19 protein-coding genes are annotated in these 15,005 nt (G+C 73.7%); 10 read left to right on the forward strand and 9 right to left on the reverse strand.

The window, feature by feature from the left end:
- Positions 1–5: 5 nt before the first annotated feature.
- Positions 6–395 (reverse strand): hypothetical protein, encoded by a 390-nt coding sequence (locus ACFO0B_RS25085; protein WP_378615025.1) that lies wholly within the window; start codon positions 393–395, stop codon positions 6–8.
- Between the two features lie 311 nt (positions 396–706).
- On the opposite strand from ACFO0B_RS25085, the gene ACFO0B_RS25090 reads away from it, so the two are divergent.
- The 3 genes from ACFO0B_RS25090 to ACFO0B_RS25100 all read left to right on the forward strand — a co-directional run bounded on the left by ACFO0B_RS25090 (position 707) and on the right by ACFO0B_RS25100 (position 2,970).
- Positions 707–1,213, forward strand: a complete 507-nt coding sequence (locus tag ACFO0B_RS25090) for a flavin reductase family protein (protein ID WP_378615026.1) — start codon at positions 707–709, stop codon at positions 1,211–1,213.
- 107 nt (positions 1,214–1,320) lie between these two features.
- A complete protein-coding gene (locus ACFO0B_RS25095) occupies positions 1,321–2,151 on the forward strand; it encodes a SigB/SigF/SigG family RNA polymerase sigma factor (protein WP_378615027.1) in 831 nt (276 codons plus the stop codon).
- Between the two features lie 84 nt (positions 2,152–2,235).
- On the forward strand, positions 2,236–2,970 hold the full coding sequence (locus tag ACFO0B_RS25100; RefSeq protein ID WP_378615028.1) for a GAF and ANTAR domain-containing protein: 735 nt from the start codon (positions 2,236–2,238) through the stop codon (positions 2,968–2,970).
- A gap of 17 nt (positions 2,971–2,987) precedes the next feature.
- On the opposite strand, the gene ACFO0B_RS25105 is transcribed toward ACFO0B_RS25100, so the two are convergent.
- Together ACFO0B_RS25105 and ACFO0B_RS25110 are read right to left on the reverse strand one after the other, a co-directional pair.
- A complete protein-coding gene (locus tag ACFO0B_RS25105) occupies positions 2,988–3,914 on the reverse strand; it encodes a helix-turn-helix transcriptional regulator (protein ID WP_378615029.1) in 927 nt (308 codons plus the stop codon).
- Between the two features lie 170 nt (positions 3,915–4,084).
- Entirely contained in the window at positions 4,085–4,366 is a 282-nt protein-coding gene (locus ACFO0B_RS25110; RefSeq protein WP_378615030.1) for a hypothetical protein, read from the reverse strand.
- A 463-nt stretch (positions 4,367–4,829) separates the two neighbouring features.
- Here ACFO0B_RS25110 and ACFO0B_RS25115 point away from each other — a divergent pair, with 463 nt between their 5' ends.
- The 4 genes from ACFO0B_RS25115 (at position 4,830) to ACFO0B_RS25130 (ending at position 6,958) form a co-directional block, all read left to right on the forward strand.
- Positions 4,830–5,186 (forward strand): helix-turn-helix domain-containing protein, encoded by a 357-nt coding sequence (locus tag ACFO0B_RS25115; protein WP_378615031.1) that lies wholly within the window; start codon positions 4,830–4,832, stop codon positions 5,184–5,186.
- A gap of 178 nt (positions 5,187–5,364) precedes the next feature.
- On the forward strand, positions 5,365–5,718 hold the full coding sequence (locus ACFO0B_RS25120; protein WP_378615032.1) for a helix-turn-helix domain-containing protein: 354 nt from the start codon (positions 5,365–5,367) through the stop codon (positions 5,716–5,718).
- 201 nt (positions 5,719–5,919) lie between these two features.
- Complete coding sequence (locus tag ACFO0B_RS25125) at positions 5,920–6,570, forward strand: ANTAR domain-containing protein (RefSeq protein ID WP_378615033.1); 651 nt, start codon at positions 5,920–5,922, stop codon at positions 6,568–6,570.
- A 184-nt stretch (positions 6,571–6,754) separates the two neighbouring features.
- Entirely contained in the window at positions 6,755–6,958 is a 204-nt protein-coding gene (locus ACFO0B_RS25130) for a cold-shock protein (RefSeq protein WP_233017996.1), read from the forward strand.
- A 79-nt stretch (positions 6,959–7,037) separates the two neighbouring features.
- Here the strand turns inward: ACFO0B_RS25130 and ACFO0B_RS25135 are convergent, their stop codons facing one another.
- From ACFO0B_RS25135 to ACFO0B_RS25155, 5 genes are read right to left on the reverse strand one after another with little or no spacing between them, the layout of a single operon-like run.
- Complete coding sequence (locus ACFO0B_RS25135) at positions 7,038–7,439, reverse strand: hypothetical protein (RefSeq protein WP_378615034.1); 402 nt, start codon at positions 7,437–7,439, stop codon at positions 7,038–7,040.
- Positions 7,436–8,596 (reverse strand): molybdopterin-dependent oxidoreductase, encoded by a 1,161-nt coding sequence (locus ACFO0B_RS25140; protein ID WP_378615035.1) that lies wholly within the window; start codon positions 8,594–8,596, stop codon positions 7,436–7,438. The genes ACFO0B_RS25135 and ACFO0B_RS25140 overlap by 4 nt, the downstream gene beginning before the upstream one ends.
- The gene (locus tag ACFO0B_RS25145; RefSeq protein WP_378615036.1) at positions 8,593–9,228 is read right to left on the reverse strand and encodes an SAM-dependent methyltransferase; all 636 of its coding nucleotides are present in this window, start codon (positions 9,226–9,228) and stop codon (positions 8,593–8,595) included. Before ACFO0B_RS25145 ends, ACFO0B_RS25140 begins: the two co-directional genes overlap by 4 nt.
- A complete protein-coding gene (locus ACFO0B_RS25150) occupies positions 9,225–9,893 on the reverse strand; it encodes a TIGR04282 family arsenosugar biosynthesis glycosyltransferase (RefSeq protein WP_378615037.1) in 669 nt (222 codons plus the stop codon). The genes ACFO0B_RS25145 and ACFO0B_RS25150 overlap by 4 nt, the downstream gene beginning before the upstream one ends.
- Positions 9,890–10,537: a glycosyltransferase family 2 protein gene (locus ACFO0B_RS25155; RefSeq protein WP_378615310.1), complete on the reverse strand. Its 648-nt coding sequence runs from the start codon at positions 10,535–10,537 to the stop codon at positions 9,890–9,892. The genes ACFO0B_RS25150 and ACFO0B_RS25155 overlap by 4 nt, the downstream gene beginning before the upstream one ends.
- A 126-nt stretch (positions 10,538–10,663) precedes the next feature.
- Here ACFO0B_RS25155 and ACFO0B_RS25160 point away from each other — a divergent pair, with 126 nt between their 5' ends.
- From ACFO0B_RS25160 to ACFO0B_RS25170, 3 genes are read left to right on the forward strand one after another with little or no spacing between them, the layout of a single operon-like run.
- Positions 10,664–11,995 (forward strand): hypothetical protein, encoded by a 1,332-nt coding sequence (locus ACFO0B_RS25160; protein ID WP_378615038.1) that lies wholly within the window; start codon positions 10,664–10,666, stop codon positions 11,993–11,995.
- Between the two features lie 6 nt (positions 11,996–12,001).
- Complete coding sequence (locus ACFO0B_RS25165) at positions 12,002–12,685, forward strand: response regulator transcription factor (protein WP_378615039.1); 684 nt, start codon at positions 12,002–12,004, stop codon at positions 12,683–12,685.
- Positions 12,678–13,703 (forward strand): sensor histidine kinase, encoded by a 1,026-nt coding sequence (locus ACFO0B_RS25170; protein ID WP_378615040.1) that lies wholly within the window; start codon positions 12,678–12,680, stop codon positions 13,701–13,703. Before ACFO0B_RS25165 ends, ACFO0B_RS25170 begins: the two co-directional genes overlap by 8 nt.
- Here ACFO0B_RS25170 and ACFO0B_RS25175 read toward each other — a convergent pair whose 3' ends face one another.
- The gene (locus tag ACFO0B_RS25175) at positions 13,704–14,762 is read right to left on the reverse strand and encodes an NAD-dependent epimerase/dehydratase family protein (protein ID WP_378615041.1); all 1,059 of its coding nucleotides are present in this window, start codon (positions 14,760–14,762) and stop codon (positions 13,704–13,706) included. It abuts the gene before it with no gap.
- Positions 14,763–15,005: the final 243 nt, after the last annotated feature.

Raw genomic sequence — 15,005 nt, forward strand, 5'->3', positions numbered from 1 at the left:
TGACCTCAGTAGCCGGCGCGCGGCTCGAAGCCGGGCGCGTCCAGGGTGGGCGGTGCGGGCGCGGGCTGCGGAGCCGGCTCCGGGGCGGCCGTCCGCGGCGCCGGCTTCGGCGCGACCGGCGGCGGGGCAGGCGCCTGGATGACCGGCTCCTCCGGCTCGGCGACCGGCGGTTGCGGCGCGGGCGGGGCTTCGGCCGGTGCGGGAGCGGCGCTGCTCGGCGCCGGGTCGGCGGCGGGCGCCGGAGTTGCGGGGGCCGGGGCGACGGTGCTGGTGGCGGGTGTTTTCGGCGGCTCGGTCGAGTCGTCGCCGCAGGCTGTCGCGCTCAGCAGGAGGAGTCCGGCGATCAGCGCGCCTGCCGCGCGGAGAAGGTGCTTACCCGAGGTGCGAATCGTCATGGGCCTCTCGAATCCAGATGTGAACTACGGATGGTTCACTTTCGGCGCAGCGTACAGCCGCCTCGAATGCATAGTGCCCGAATCGTGCGAGAAATGATCTTCGTTCCGGGGTGAATGTGCTCTGTGACAACGGGCTACGGGTGCCCCCGGGGTGGTGTCACGGTTCCCCGGGGAGCGCTCGCCACGAGCGGGGTGCTGAACTCCCCGGCAGGGCCCGGCGACGCCGCAACCCGCCTTGACGCGCTCTCGTTCGACATGTCCGGCACCCGCCGGGGCAGTGTGGGGGGCGGCCGCGGGGGAATCCGGGTCCCATGTCGGAGAACACCAATGACGCCGAGTCGGACTGCGCGGCGGTGCTCGCCGCCGCGGACTACCCGGTCTTCGTCGTCACCACCCGCGCCGGTGCCGAGCGCAGCGGCTGCCTGGTCGGCTTCACCGCCCAGGTCAGCATCGATCCCCTGCGCTTCCTGGTGGGAATATCGAAGTCGAACCACACCTTCGGGGTGGCGGAGCGAGCCGGGCGGCTGGCGGTACATCTGCTCCCGCGCGACCGGCCTGCCCTCGCCGAGCTGTTCGGCGCGGAAACCGGCGACGAGATCGACAAGTTCGAGCGCTGTGCGTGGCGGCCCGGTCCGGGCGGGCTGCCGATCCTGACACCCGCGGCCGGGTGGTTCAGCGGCCCGATTCTCGAACGCCACGACTACGGGGACCATGTCGGCATGCTGCTCGCCCCGGACGCGGGGTCGGCGCCTGCGTCCGGGGTCGCGGTGCTGCGCATGGCCGATGTCGAGCACCTCGAGCCCGGCCACCGGGCCTGAGAGCGAACGGACCGGCCCGCACCGCGCCGGTGGGGTTTGGGGGTCGACTGTCCGGGTAGTGCTTTAGAACACTTGTTCGTATTGCCTGCCGGAAGGTGCCCCACCCTGTGACGAGTTCGAGAACCTCGACCACCTACGCCGAATTTGCCCGCCGCGCCGGAGCGGGGAGAGACGACTACGAGAACCTCGAACCCCGTTTCGCCGAACTGGCCGCCCTCGATCCCGCCGACCCGGCGCGGGCGCGGCTGCGGGACGCCATCATCATCACCGCGCTGCCGCTGGCCGAGCACATCGCGATGCGATTCGGCGGGCGCGGGGAGAACATCGATGACCTGGTCCAGGTCGCGATGGTCGGGCTGGTGCAGGCCGTCGACCGGTTCGACCCCGCCCACGGCAGCCCGTTTCTCGGATTCGCGATCCCGACGGTGATGGGGGAGGTGCGCCGCCATTTCCGCGACAAGATGTGGGCGGTGCGGGTCCCCCGCGCGGTGAAGGAGCTCCAGCAGCGCCTCGCCCCGACGATCGAGTCGCTGTCGCAGCAGCTCAACCGGATGCCGACCGCGCGCGAGATCGCCGCCGAGCTCGGGGTGGAGCTGGTCGAGGTCACCCAGGCGCTGATCGCGCGCAATGCCTATCAGAGTGAATCGGTCGACGCGGGAGGTCGGGGCGAGGACGGCGGTGGCTCGGTGCTCGACGACCTCGTCGCCCCCGATCCCGGCTACACCCTGCTCGAGGACGCGATCACCGTCGGCCCGCTGCTGGCCGCGCTCCCGGAGCGGGACCGGCAGGTGCTGGTGTGGCGCTACTCGGAGAATCTGACCCAGACCGAGATCGCGGCCAGGATCGGGGTTTCCCAGATGCAGGTCTCCCGGATCCTGACCCGCGTGCTCGCCCAGCTACGCGCCCAGGCGATGGCCGGAGCGGTCGCGGCTGCCTGATCCGGTGGCACCGCCGGTGTAGCGTGGGGACGCACGAGCGGGTTTCCGACGCACGGCCGACACACCGGGAGAAGGCGTGCCCGAATGAGCGACGATCATCAGCTCGATCCCGGGCCGCCCGCGGCCCTGAGTTCGGTATCGCCGGATCTGGCGGCCCGGCTGAGCGAGCTCGCCCGCGACCTGCAGCAGCAGCACGATGTCGACGACACCCTGCAGGGCATCGTCGAGGCCGCGGTGGCCACCGTGCCAGGCGCGGGCTACGCCGGACTCTCGGTGGTCTCCCGCCGCGCCGCGATGCGCACCCCGTACTCCTCCGCGCCGCTGGTGCTCGAGGTCGACCGCGCCCAGATCGACCTCGAGCAGGGCCCGTGCCTGGACGCGCTCTACGACAAGCGCACCGTCTCGGTCCCCGACATGGCCAACGAGCAGCGCTGGCCCCGCTTCGCCGCGCGCGCGGTCGAACTCGGGATCGCCAGCATGCTCTCCTTCCAGCTCTGGGTCAGCGACAGCAGCCTCGGCGCGCTCAACCTGTACGCCCACGAAGCCGAAGCGTTCACCGAGGACTCCGAGCACGTCGGGCTGCTCTTCGCCGCCCACGCCGCGGTGGCCATGGCCGACGCCGAGCAGGCCGCTCAGCTCACCCACGCTCGCGATTCCCGCGACCTGATCGGGCAGGCCAAGGGCATCCTGATGGAACGCCACCGCCTCACCGCGGACCAGGCCTTCGCCATCCTGGCCCGCGCCAGCCAGCACACGAACACCAAGCTCACCGAGATCGCCGAACACCTCACCCGCACCGGCGAACTGCCCGTCACCTAGCGAATGCACGGTGGTGGTCAGTTCTGCAGGGTCTCGGCGGGGCTGTGGCCGTACTCGTGCCGGTAGTCGATGGCGAAGCGCCCGGAGTGGGTGAAGCCCCAGTGCTGGGAGATCGAGGTGACGGTCTGGCGGTCGCCGGAGCCGGCGCGCTGCAGCTGATCGTGGGCGCCGGCGAGGCGGATCCGCTTCAGATAGCCCAGCGGGGTGGTGTCGAGGTGCGCGCGGAAGGCCAGCTGCACCGCGCGCGGGGTCACGAACGCCGCCGCGGCGACCCGGCCGATGGTGATGTTCTCGTGCGCGTGGGTCTCCAGGAAGGCGATGGCGCGCTGCACGGTCTCCGAGTCCGTGGCACCGCCGTCGCCGTCCCATTCGTGGTTGTCGTCGGCGGGAAAGGCCTCGGTGACCGAGGCCGCCACGTACTGGGCGAGGCTGGCGGTCACCCCGGGGGACTCGAGGACGCCGGCTTCGGCCGCGGCGCGCACGTGGTCGAGCACCGCGGCCAGGCGGACCCCGCCGGCCGGGTCGAGATGGCGGGTGCCGATCCGCCACGGCGCGTCGTCACCGTGTGGGCCGGTGTCGCGAGGCAGAAACCGCGGATCGACCGAGAGGATGTCGTAGCCGGTGGCGCGCAGGCCACCGTTTCCGACTTCGCCGAGCCCGGCGAGCTGCCCGGGGGCGACCGCCGTCGTGCGCCCGGCGGCATCGGTGCGCTCGACCGCGCCGCGCCGGACCGCGCACACCCACCAGGTGCCGAGCGGGTCGACCGTCCACGACATGGTCGTGCCGAAGCCGAGCCGGTCCAGGCGCACCGCTGGGCCGAGCTGGATCCGCCCGACCGAGGTCGGGCTCTCCCGCGCGCCCGCGGCGGTGCCGAACCGCGCGGTCGCGTAGGCCCTTGTCATGAAATCGGCGATCACGCCGAGATCGGTGCTGGTGAACGGCATACGTGCGGGCTCCCTCCGAGCCGCAGTCGATTCCCGTGACCTCGCTGCCCTGCGGGGGCAGCAACGGGCGTTGTGATCAGCACGGTTCACTCTCCTCTCTTTCCGCGGAAAACGACACTCCGTGATCCGGTGCGGGAGTGGACGGCGGTCGAGCGCGGCGGCCGGGAGGTTCAGCGCGGCGCGGCCCGGCGGCGGGCGGCGGTGATGTGAGCGACGGTGACCGCGCGGTCGGCCCGCTCACCCGCGTGGACCAGCAGCTGTTCGGCTTCGCGCAGCGCGGCGCGCAGCCGGTCGTGGCGGGGCCCGTCGGGCACGGTGCGCGACAGCGTGCTGTAGAGCACCCCGACCCGCTCGCGCAGCACCTGTACCTCGGCGCGGGTGGGATCGGGCCCGAGCCCGCCCAGTCGCGTGATCGCGTCGGCGAGTTCGGCTTCCAGATCGTCGCTCTCCACGACCACCCCCGTTCTGCTGCAGCTCCGACGCCGATACGGCCCCCGAAACCCAGGGTAATGAGACCCACTCGGTATGCCACCGATGTCTCGTCCAAAACCTACTTCCTCGGGTGTAGACATTCTGCCGAGAAGCTACTAATGTCTCTCTCGTCGAGAACAGAAGGACTGGTAGCCGGGCAGGTGAACTGCCCGGAGAGCAGGGCCCTCGCCCCCTCCGGCGGAGAAGAGAATCCGGTGCAGTCGGCCGGACCGCCGGGGGCGGGGACGCAGTACCGAAGGAACGTCAACCGATCTCGGGAGGTGGCCTACTGAACAACTCGACCCGACTTCACATGCCCGCCAGATTCCGGGCACCGGCCGTACCGGCCGCGTGATGATGTCGGAATTCCCCTCGTAACTCTTCCGGGCCCCGGCGCCAATGGCGCCGGGGCCCCCTGGCGTGACCACCGACCCGAAAGGCACTGTGCCCGAACCCCTCTTCGAAGAATCCGGCTCCGACACCGCTGCCGGGCGTCTCGACGACGACAACTACCCCGCCTACAGCATGGGCCGCGCCGCGGAGATCCTCGGCGTCACGCCCGCCTTCCTGCGCGCCCTCGGCGCCACCGGCCTCGTCGAGCCACAGCGCTCCGACGGCGGGCACCGCCGCTACTCCCGCGCCCAGTTGCAGATCGCCGCCCGTGCCCGTGAACTCGTCGACCGGGGCACCGCGCTCGAGGCGGCCAGTCGGATCATCTCCCTCGAGGACCAGCTCGCCCGCGCCCACGAGCGCAATGCCGAGCTGTCCGACCGCGCACCGGAGGCGGAATCCGGCGGCTGACCGGCCACCGCGCGGCCGATGGTCGACGAGGACGGTGTTCGGCGGGCACCATCCGGTGGTATACGCCGAGCGAACCCCCGTGCGGAAGCGAACTGCTGCGCCGGCCCGTTCTCGGCCCCTCCGATGCACGATCACGTCGCCCGCCACCGCGGTGTTCGCGGTCTTCCCGCACACCGGCATGACCCAGCCCTACCGGCCCGGCCCGGGCGCCACCTCGCCCGCCGCGCTCGCCCGCGCGGTCGAGCACCTGCATGCCCACCCGCAGACCCCGGTCGCCGTGACCGAACTGGCCCAGGTCGCCGGCGTCACCCCGCGGGCCCTGCGGTACGCCTTCCGCACCCACCACGGCACCACCCCGCTCGGCTACCACCGCCAGGTCCGGCTCGACGCCGCCCACCGCGACCTGCTCACCGCCGACCCGCCGCGGGCGACACCGTCACCGCGATCGCCGCCCGCCGGGGCTTCCCCGGCTCCGGACGTTTCTCCGGCTACTAGCGGCGGCGCTACGGCCGCACCCCGGCCCAGCCCCTGAACTCCTGAGTCCAGCGCGGTCGATCGGCGGGCCGAAACGGGTATGGCTCATATGCGGCGGCGAGGGTCGCTGCCAGGGTCCGGTCCGCAGTGGCGGCAGCTGCCGCGGGCGGCGGGTCCTGCTCGTGCGAACCGAGAGCGAGAGGACATGGGCGGCAGGCGGCAGACGCAGTCGCGGGACGGAATCGGGACCGTGGGCGCGGTGGCACCGGTGTGTGTCGGCCGGTTCGGCTACCGCCCGGACGAGCGGACGATCCGGTGGGCCAGGCAGACCGCGGCACGCTCCGGAGCGGCGGCCGATGCCGGCGACGGGCAGATGAACGTGCAGCTGCTGCTGGCGCAGGTCCACCCGCAGGACCGGGCAGCACTGGCCCAGGCGCTGGCCGGTGCACAGCGATTCTGCCTGCGGGTGCGGCTGCCCGACGGGGCCGGGGCCGAGCGCACCCTGATCCTGCTCGCGGACCGCGACGAAGGCGAGCCGGGCTCGGAGATCGAGGGGTTCTACGTCGATCTCACCGACGAACTCGCCGTCCAGCGCAAGGCACTGCTCGACGACGCGCTGCCGCGCATGGTGGAGACGGGCGCGCAGGTGGAGCAGGCCGTCGGGATGCTGCAGCTCGTCTACGGTGTCACCGCGGAGAAGGGCAGGGAGCTTCTGGCCTGGCGCGCGGAGGTGACGGGTCTGCCGGTGGGGGAGTTCGCCGCGCGCTTGTGCGCCGCGGTCGCGGGGGAGGGCGCCGCGGCGCCGGCGGCGACCCGGTCGCGGGTCGACGAGCTGCTGCTGACCCTGCATCAGCGCGTCGGCGCCGACCGCCGGCGGGCCACGGGAGTCGGGGGCGGAGCCGGCCGCTGAGCGCAGGGTTGCCGATCAGGTCGTCCTGCGGTTCACGTCTTGCCCGATGTTGTCGGGGGATTGCCGCCGGAGAAGTGGGGTGGATCACGTTCTCGGAAACAGTGGCGCGAGTGTGCCATGCTGGACAGCGAGTACGAGTTATCGCAGTGACGATTCGGCTTGCTACAGAAAGCAATACAAAGTAATGACGCAAGGCAGTGTGAAGTGGTTCAACGGCGAAAAGGGCTTCGGCTTCATCGCGCAAGATGGTGGCGGCCCTGACGTGTTCGTCCACTACTCCGCGATCTCCGGATCCGGATTCAAGTCCCTCGATGAGGGCCAGCGTGTCGAGTTCGATGTCGAGCAGGGCCAGAAGGGCCCGCAGGCCGCGAGCGTCCGCGCCGTCTGACAATCGGCTGACTCGAAACCCGCGCCAACGGCGCGGGTTTCGTGCGTTCCAGGCCCTTCTACTTCTTCGTACAGAGGCACTACCTGCTTCGGCGCAGGACCAGCACCGCGGCGACCAGCGCCCACACCACCGCCAGTGCGACCCCGAGCCCGAGCGGGTAGGCCCGGTCGAGCACCGAGGGGTTGTCCGGCATGGCGCCGCCGCGCCCGAGCACCGGCAGCGCGAGCAGGGCCAGGGTGACGGTGCACAGCGCGCCGCACGCGGCAGGCGCCCACCAGCGGGCGGGCAGTACCCGGCGCGCACCGAGCCCGGCGGCGGCGCAGAGCGGCGCGAAAACGGCGTCGTGCAGCAGGATTCCGGCGCCGAACCACCAGGCGACCGAGATCAGCTCCGGCCGGGCCAGGTCGAGCAGCGCGGCGATGCCGTACCAGCCGAGAGCGATCCCGGCGGCGAGCAGCGCGACGCGGAGGGCGAGCATCATGCGAGCACCTCGATCCGGGCCAGCCATTTGGTCTGGAGCACGCCGGGGCGGTTCGGGGCGATGAGCCGGCACGGGTAGCCGTGGTCGAGATCGAGCGGCTGCCCGTTGATCATGAGCGCGACGAGGGTGTCGGCGGCGGCGACGTGGACGGCGGGCAGGATCGAGGTGCGGTAGATCCCCGACTCCTCCAGCGATTCGAAGCGCACCGCGCCACCGCGGTAGCCGACGCTGCCGAGCAGGTCGCGCAGCCGGACCCCGGACCACTGCGCCGAGGCCGACCAGCCCTCCACACAGGCGATCGGCAGCCGCGCGGAGGTCTGCGGCAGCGCGGCCAGCTCGGCACGGCCGAATTCGCGCGTGCGATCGCCCGCGGCCACGATCAGGCGGTAGCCGGGGTCGCGGGCCCGGTCGACGACCCCGGCGGCGACGGCGGTGCGGTTGACCGGAACTCCCTGCGGTCCTTCGCCGCTGCGCGGCGCCAGCACCGCGAGCCACCGGAGGAACGGGACCGACTGGCCCGCCACCGCCAGCCCGGCCACGGCGGCGGCGATCCAGCCCGCGTTCAGCACCGCGCGTCGGGAGATCCCGGAGCTGGGCGGGGTGTTCACCGGTCGGTCGAGGGCGGTGCGGATCACCGGGAGCTTCACCGCCAGGTGTACGGCCAGCGCGCCGAGCGCGACATAGGCCATGGCGTAGTGCGCCTGCGGGAAGAAGAACTTCCACGGGTAGAACTGGGCGATGTTCACCAGCCCCGTGGCCAGCTGGAAGATCACCGACCCCACGAGCAGCGCGATCGAGCCGCGCTCGGCGAGCACCAGCGGCGAGAGCCGGGGCCGCTGGAACAGCCGGGGGTAGACCGCCCACAGCTTCACCAGCAGCAGCGGGATCGCCGCGACCCCGGCGATCACGTGCAGGCCCTGGGTCACCCGGTACAGCCACACGGGGTGCGCGGGCCAGTGGAACCAGTCCGGCGGATGCTGGATCCAGTGGCTGAGCAGCCCGGTCACGAAGCACACCAGGATCGCGACGCCGAGCGGCATGCCGACGCGAGCGGCGATCTCCGGCCCCCGCGCAGGGGTCGCCGGTGCGCCCGCGGGGCCGTGTCCGCCGGGACCGTCGGGCCGGTGTGCGGGCTCGCCGTGGTCCTGCGCGCTCATGCCGGCACCGCACGGCGGGCGCGGTCGAGCCAGGCGATGTGGCGCCCGTGCACCTCGGCGGTGGCGCGCACCCGGAAGCCGGTGGCGGCGGCGAGCCGCCCGGCGTGCTCGATGCCGACCCGGCTCCACGGGAACCACGGCCCCGCGACGGCGTCGGTCTCGACCCGCTGCAGCAGCCGCACCATCCCGGTGCCCGGCGGGTCGAACTCGACCACGGCCACCCCGTCGCCGGTGAGCAGGGCGCGGGTGCGGACGAGCAGCCGGTGCGGGTCGGCGCCGATACCGATATTGCCGTCGGCCAGCAGCGCGTAGGACCAGCGGCCGGCGCCGGGCAGCGGGCCGAACACGTCGCGGCGCAGCGCGGGCGCGCCGCGGGCCCTGGTCAGCGCGACGGCCAGCGGGGAGACGTCGACGCCGAGCGCGACGACGCCGCGGCGCAGCAGCGCGGCCACCAGCCGCCCCGGCCCGCAGCCCAGGTCGATGGTCGGTCCGTCGCAGCCCGCGGTGAAGGCGGTGTCGGCGGGTTCGGCGGCGCCGAGCCAGCGCCGCGCCGGAACGTCGCGCCTGGTCCCGTCCGCGGCGCGGACCCAGCAGTCGTGACCGGCGAGAGCCCGGTCGAAGGTCTCGGTCATCGGGTCACCGGGGTGAGCCGGTGCACGGCCGCGGCGAAGCGGCCACCGGCAACGGCGGCGACCCGCAGCGCGTCGTCGAAGTGGTCGACGTCGGAGTGCGTGGCCAGCGGGCGCACGGGAATCCCGCAGCGGCGCACCGCGTCCCGGGTGAGCAGCCCGGTCCGCGCGGTGGACATCGGCACCGTGGCCAGGGCGCGGGCGGGTTGCGGGGTCGGCAGCCCGAGCGCCCACCAGCCGCCGTCGGTGGCCGGGCCGAGCACCGCCGCGCCGGTATCGGCGAGTTCGGTCGCGGCCGCGGTCAACTCGGCGGGGGAGAGCTGCGGGGTGTCCATGCCGATCTGCAGCACCGGAAGCCCGGCGCGGGCGGCGTCGGCGTGCGCGTTGGCCAGCCGTTCGCCGAAGGTCCGGCCGCGCTGGGGCAGTACCTCGAAGCGGCTGAGCAGCGCGCGCACCTCGGCGCCGCGCTCGGCGGCGGCGAGATCGCCGGTGAACGCGACGAGGCGGTGCTCGACCTCGGCGTCGAGCACCGCCTCCAGGGTGTCGAGCAGCGCGGCGGCGGCCAGGTCGGCGGCCTCGCGCGGAGTGAGCGGCGGGGTCAGCCTGGTCTTGGCGAACCCGGCGACCGGCGCCTTGGCGATGACGAGAAGTGTTGCCGGACAGCTCATGACAGCACCGCCAGGAAGTCACGGGTGGCGCGCGCCGAGCCGCGCAGGGAGCCGGAGACCTTGGAGACGCCACCGGCGCGGGGGCGGTAGCCGATGTCGAACTCGACGATCCGCCAGCCCGCCGCGGCGGCCCGCACCAGCAGCTCGAGCGGGTAGCCGAAGCGCGGGTGCAGCGGGCCGAGCGCCAGCAGCGCGTCGCGGCGCGCCACCCGCATGGCGCCGATATCGTGCACCGGCACGCCGCGGCGGCGCAGCCGGGCGGCGATCAGCCGGTTGCCGAGCCGGGCGTGCCAGGGCCAGCAGCCGCGCTGCACCGGCCTGCGCCGCCCGACCGCGAGGTCGGCGCCCCCGGTCACCGCGCCGACCAGTTCGGGGAGCGCGCCGGGGTCCATGGAGCCGTCGCCGTCGAGCACAGCGACGACCGGGGTCGCCGCAGCGGCGATCCCGGCCTGCACGGCGGCGCCGTAGCCCGGGGTCGGTTCGGAGATCACCCGCGCCCCGGCGGCGCGGGCGACGGCGGCGGTCCCGTCGGTCGAGCCGTTGTCGACCACGAGGACGCGGTAGCCGCCGGGAACGGCGGCGAGTACTTTCGGCAACGCGTCAGCTTCGTCGCGGCACGGGATGACGACGGTCACGCCGTCCATGCGTTCGGTCACCATGCCGACGCTATTCCCCGGACCGTCGAAATAGTCCTCGGAAACCGTGACGAAAGTCTGACGTCCGCTCCGAACACCGGAGACGCCGGGCAGCCCGGCCCTAGGGTCAGTGGCGTGCCCGACCTCACCGAGACCGCGCGTGCGCCGCGCCTCGCCTGTGCCGACCTGCTCGCCGCCGGGGCGGGGCTGACCCTGGTCGCCCTGGCATTCGCGGTCCCGCGAATAGCCAGCGAACAGTGGCGGCTCTCGCTCTACGCCGCAGCGGCGCCGATCTTCGGCAGTTTCGTCCCGCACATCGGGTGGGGCACGGTCCCCGCGATCGCGCTCGCCGCCGCGGTGATCACCACCGGGCCTGCGCTGGCCGCCCGGCTCTCCCCGCCCCGGCTGTGGACCCTGAGCTACCTCACCGCGCTGGGCTGGACCCTGGCCCTCGCGCTGGTCGACGGCTGGGAGCGCGGCTTCGCCGGACGCTTCGCCGACGTGCACGAGTATCCGCACGAGGTGCCCGGCGTCACCGATATCGGCGCCATGCTGCGCGGGTTCTCCGGGCGCATCCTCGACTTCCAGCCCGACTCCTGGACCACGCACGTCTCCGGGCATCCGCCGGGCGCGCTGCTGTTCTTCGTGCTGCTCGACCGGGCCGGGCTGGGCGGGCCCGTCTGGGCGGCGTGGGCGTGCGTGCTGATCGGCTGCACCGCGGTGCCCGCCGTGGCGGTGGCGCTGGCCGCGCTCGGGGCGGGGGAGCGGGCGCGCGCGGCACTGCCGTTCCTGGTGCTCGCCCCGGCCGCGCTGTGGATCGCGGTCTCGGCCGACGCGATGTTCGCCGCCGTCGCGGCGTGGGCGGTCGCGCTGCTGGCGATCGCCACCCGGCCCGGCCGCGCTCCGGTCGCGCTGGGCGCCGGGCTGCTGTTCGGGCTGGCGATCTTCCTCAACTACGGGCTGATCCTGATGGCGATCCCGGCCGTCGCGGTGCTGATCGCGGGGCGCACCGCCCGCCCGCTGCTGCCCGCACTGGCCGGCGCGCTCGCCGTGGTCGCGGCCTTCGCGCTGGCCGGATTCTGGTGGCTGGACGGCTATCACCTGGTGGTCGAGCGCTACTACCAGGGCATCGCCGCCACGCGGCCGTTCGGCTACTGGTGGTGGGGCAATCTGGCCGCGACGGTATGCGCGGTCGGATTGGCCACCGTGGCCGCACTGCCCCGGGTGGCGGCGCGGCTGCGGGCCGCCGACCCGGCCGCGATCCTGGTCGTGGCCGGGCTCTGCGCGGTGCTCGCCGCCGACGTCAGCGGGCTCAGCAAGGCCGAGACCGAACGGATCTGGCTACCATTCGACGTGTGGCTGCTGGCCGCTCCCGCGTTCCTGCCGCGCGCCGCGGACCGCATCTGGCTCACCGTGCAGGCGGTGGGCACCCTGCTGCTCGTCCACCTCGTTCTGACGAATTGGTGAAACACCGTGTGCATTCTCGTCGCCGATGACGACCCCGTGGTCCGTGAGGTGGTGCGGCGCTACCTCGAGCGCGACGGGCTGACCGTGCTGGAGACCGCCGACGGCGCCGCGACCACCGCCGCGCTGCGCGACGCGGCGGTCGAACTCGCCGTGCTCGACGTCATGATGCCCGCCCCCGACGGCATCGACATCTGCCGTGCCGTGCGCGCGGGCCCGCGCCCCGACCTACCGGTCATCCTCCTCACCGCGCTCGGCGAGGAGGAGGACCGGGTGATCGGGCTGGAGGCGGGCGCCGACGACTACGTGACCAAGCCGTTCAGCCCGCGCGAGCTGGCGCTGCGGGTCGCCTCGGTGCTGCGCCGGGCCCGCCCCGCGCCCGCGCCCGATCGCGGGGTGCTGCGCGACGGCCCGATCGAGCTGCGCCCGGCGGCCCGGTTCGTCGCGGTGCACGGCAGCGCGGTGGAGCTGACCCCGCGCGAGTTCGACCTGCTGGAGTTCCTGCTGCGCCATCCGGGGGCGGTGTTCGCCCGCGAGGAGCTGCTCGCTCGGGTGTGGGGCTGGGACTTCGGCGACCTCTCCACGGTGACCGTGCACGTGAAGCGGCTGCGCGCCAAGCTCGGCGACCGGCACCGCATCGACACCGTCTGGGGCAAGGGGTATGCCTGGCGCCGGGAACCCGCCGATGGATGAGTCGACCGCCCAGCTGATCGGCTACACCGCCGCCGGCTCGCTGCCGGTGGTGCTGGCCGGGGCGGTCGTGCTGCGCTACACCGGGAATCGCTCCCTGACCACCAGCATGGTGGCGCTGGTGCTGATCCCCATCCTCTCGGCGCTGGCCGGGATGGTCGCCGTCAGCGGGCTGATGTTCACCGCGGAGCTGCACCGCACGCTGGTGGTGCTGGCGGTGGTGGCCGCGGTCACCGTGCCCGCCGCCGTCGTGCTCGGTCGGCAGCAGGCCAGGAAGACCGTGTGGGAGAGACAGATCCGCGAGCAGGAGCGGGCCGCCGAGCAGTCGCGCCGGGAACTGGTTGCCTGGGTCAGCCACGACCTGCGCACCCCGCTGGCCGGGATCAGGGCCATGTCCGAGGCGCTCGCCGACGGGGTGGTCGCCGGCGACGCCGACGTCACCCGCTACGCCGGCCAGATCGGCCGGGAGGTGCACCGGCTCTCCGGCATGGTCGACGACCTGTTCGAGATGTCCAAGATCAGCGCGGGCGCGCTGCGGCTCGAGCTGGAACCGGTGGATCTGCGCGAACTCGTCGACGAGGTGCTCGCCGCCAACCGCACCACCGCCGAACGCGCCGCCGTCGCGCTGCACGCCGAGCATCCGGGCACCCGGCTGACCGTCGCCGCCGACGACCGCGCGCTGGTCCGGGTGCTCACCAACCTGGTGTGCAATGCCATCGCGCACACCCCGCCCGGCGGCCGGGTCGCGATCTCCGCGGGGGCGGGCGCCGGGCACGCGTGGGCGCGGGTGGACGACACCGGCCCCGGCATCGCCGAACTCGACCTGCCGCGCATCTTCGACATCGCCTACCGCGGCACCGCCGCCCGCTCCCCGGTCGCCGCCGACGGGCTGCCCGCGGGCAGCGGCATGGGGCTGGCCATCGCCGCCGGGCTGGTGCGCGCGCACGACGGCGACATCACCGCCGAGAACCGCGCGCACGGCTGCCGCTTCGAGGTCCGGCTGCCGCTGCCCCGGTACTGATCACAGCGTCGGCGCCCCCGCCCCGGCGGCGAGCCGCAGCGGCGCGAAGGCGAACTCGGCCAGCCCCTGCTCCGGCCGCACCCGTGCCGTGAAACCGAGCAGCCGCCGCGCCGCCTCCGGACTCGCCACGATGTGCCGCACATCGCCGGGCCGGAACTCGCCGGTGACCACCGGCGTCGGGCCGCCGCGCGCCTCGGCCAGCACCGCGGCCACCGCGCCGATCGTGATCGGATGCCCGGAGCACACATTGAGCGCGGTGAACCCCGGCAGCGGCCGCTCGACGGCGGCCAGATTCGCCGCGGCGACATCGGTGACGTGCACGAAATCCCGTGCCTGCGCGCCGTCTTCGAACACCAGGGGCGGTTGCCCCGCCTCCAGCGCCGAGCGGAAGATGGCCGCGACCCCGGAGTAGGGGGTGTCGCGGGGCATGTCCGGGCCGTAGACGTTGTGGTAGCGCAGCGCGGTCACCGAGCCACCGGTGGCCGCGACCCACGCGGCCGCGTAGTGCTCCTGCGCGACCTTGCTCGCCGCGTACAGGCTGCGCGGGCGCAGCGGCGCCTCCTCGGGGACGAGCGCCCAGTCCAGGTCCGCGCCCGCGCTGCGCTGATCGAAGTGCCCGGCCGCGAGGTCGGCGCGGTCCCGCTGCCCGACCTCGACGATGTCGCCACCCGGCGTGCGGTAGCGGCCCTCGCCGTAGACCACCATCGACGATGCCAGCACCAGCCGCGAGCAGCCCGCCCCGGCCATGGCGGCGAGCAGCACCGCGGTGCCGAGGTCGTTGTGCGCGGCGTAGGCGGGCGCATCGGCCACGCTCACCCCGGCTCCGACCACGGCGGCCTGGTGGCACACCACATCGACCCCGGGCAGCAGCGGGGCGAGGGCGTCCCGGTCACGGACGTCGACCCGGTGGACCCCGTCCGGCGCGGGGGCGTCCGGGCCGTGCGCCGCGGGCAGCATGAGGTCGGTGGCGATCACCTCGTGCCCGGCCGCGGTCAGCGCGCGGTGCACCCGCGCGCCGATGAACCCGGCCGCGCCGGTCAGCAGAATGCGGAGCGTCATGGGTCGATTGTCGTCCGGTGGCGGGTCCGGAACAGCCGCGACAGTCCGGCCGTCACTGTTTCGTCACGAGCCCTCGACCGTGCGTGGTCCCGGAAGCCCGCGCACGGCTTCCGGTCATGCTCTCGACATCGTGCGCCGGGTTCGCCGGGCACCTCGATGCCGAACGGCATCGGGTTTGCTGCCGCCCGGCGGTGCACCGGAGGGCGGGGTCGCGCGGGTGTCCGGACGTTACGCGATGTCGAA

This window comes from Nocardia jiangsuensis (genome assembly GCF_042650385.1).
Classification (GTDB): Bacteria; Actinomycetota; Actinomycetes; order Mycobacteriales; family Mycobacteriaceae; genus Nocardia; species Nocardia jiangsuensis.

What these genes read in the sequence shown, in the direction of transcription:
- ACFO0B_RS25085 (WP_378615025.1), bottom strand. Translation starts at nt 395, where the DNA reads ATGACGATTCGCACCTCGGGTAAGCACCTTCTCCGCGCGGCAGGCGCG.
- ACFO0B_RS25090 (WP_378615026.1), top strand. Translation starts at nt 707, where the DNA reads ATGTCGGAGAACACCAATGACGCCGAGTCGGACTGCGCGGCGGTGCTC.
- ACFO0B_RS25100 (WP_378615028.1), top strand. Translation starts at nt 2,236, where the DNA reads ATGAGCGACGATCATCAGCTCGATCCCGGGCCGCCCGCGGCCCTGAGT.
- ACFO0B_RS25105 (WP_378615029.1), bottom strand. Translation starts at nt 3,914, where the DNA reads ATGCCGTTCACCAGCACCGATCTCGGCGTGATCGCCGATTTCATGACA.
- ACFO0B_RS25120 (WP_378615032.1), top strand. Translation starts at nt 5,365, where the DNA reads ATGACCCAGCCCTACCGGCCCGGCCCGGGCGCCACCTCGCCCGCCGCG.
- ACFO0B_RS25130 (WP_233017996.1), top strand. Translation starts at nt 6,755, where the DNA reads ATGACGCAAGGCAGTGTGAAGTGGTTCAACGGCGAAAAGGGCTTCGGC.
- ACFO0B_RS25135 (WP_378615034.1), bottom strand. Translation starts at nt 7,439, where the DNA reads ATGATGCTCGCCCTCCGCGTCGCGCTGCTCGCCGCCGGGATCGCTCTC.
- ACFO0B_RS25140 (WP_378615035.1), bottom strand. Translation starts at nt 8,596, where the DNA reads ATGAGCGCGCAGGACCACGGCGAGCCCGCACACCGGCCCGACGGTCCC.
- ACFO0B_RS25145 (WP_378615036.1), bottom strand. Translation starts at nt 9,228, where the DNA reads ATGACCGAGACCTTCGACCGGGCTCTCGCCGGTCACGACTGCTGGGTC.
- ACFO0B_RS25150 (WP_378615037.1), bottom strand. Translation starts at nt 9,893, where the DNA reads ATGAGCTGTCCGGCAACACTTCTCGTCATCGCCAAGGCGCCGGTCGCC.
- ACFO0B_RS25155 (WP_378615310.1), bottom strand. Translation starts at nt 10,537, where the DNA reads ATGGACGGCGTGACCGTCGTCATCCCGTGCCGCGACGAAGCTGACGCG.
- ACFO0B_RS25170 (WP_378615040.1), top strand. Translation starts at nt 12,678, where the DNA reads ATGGATGAGTCGACCGCCCAGCTGATCGGCTACACCGCCGCCGGCTCG.
- ACFO0B_RS25175 (WP_378615041.1), bottom strand. Translation starts at nt 14,762, where the DNA reads ATGACGCTCCGCATTCTGCTGACCGGCGCGGCCGGGTTCATCGGCGCG.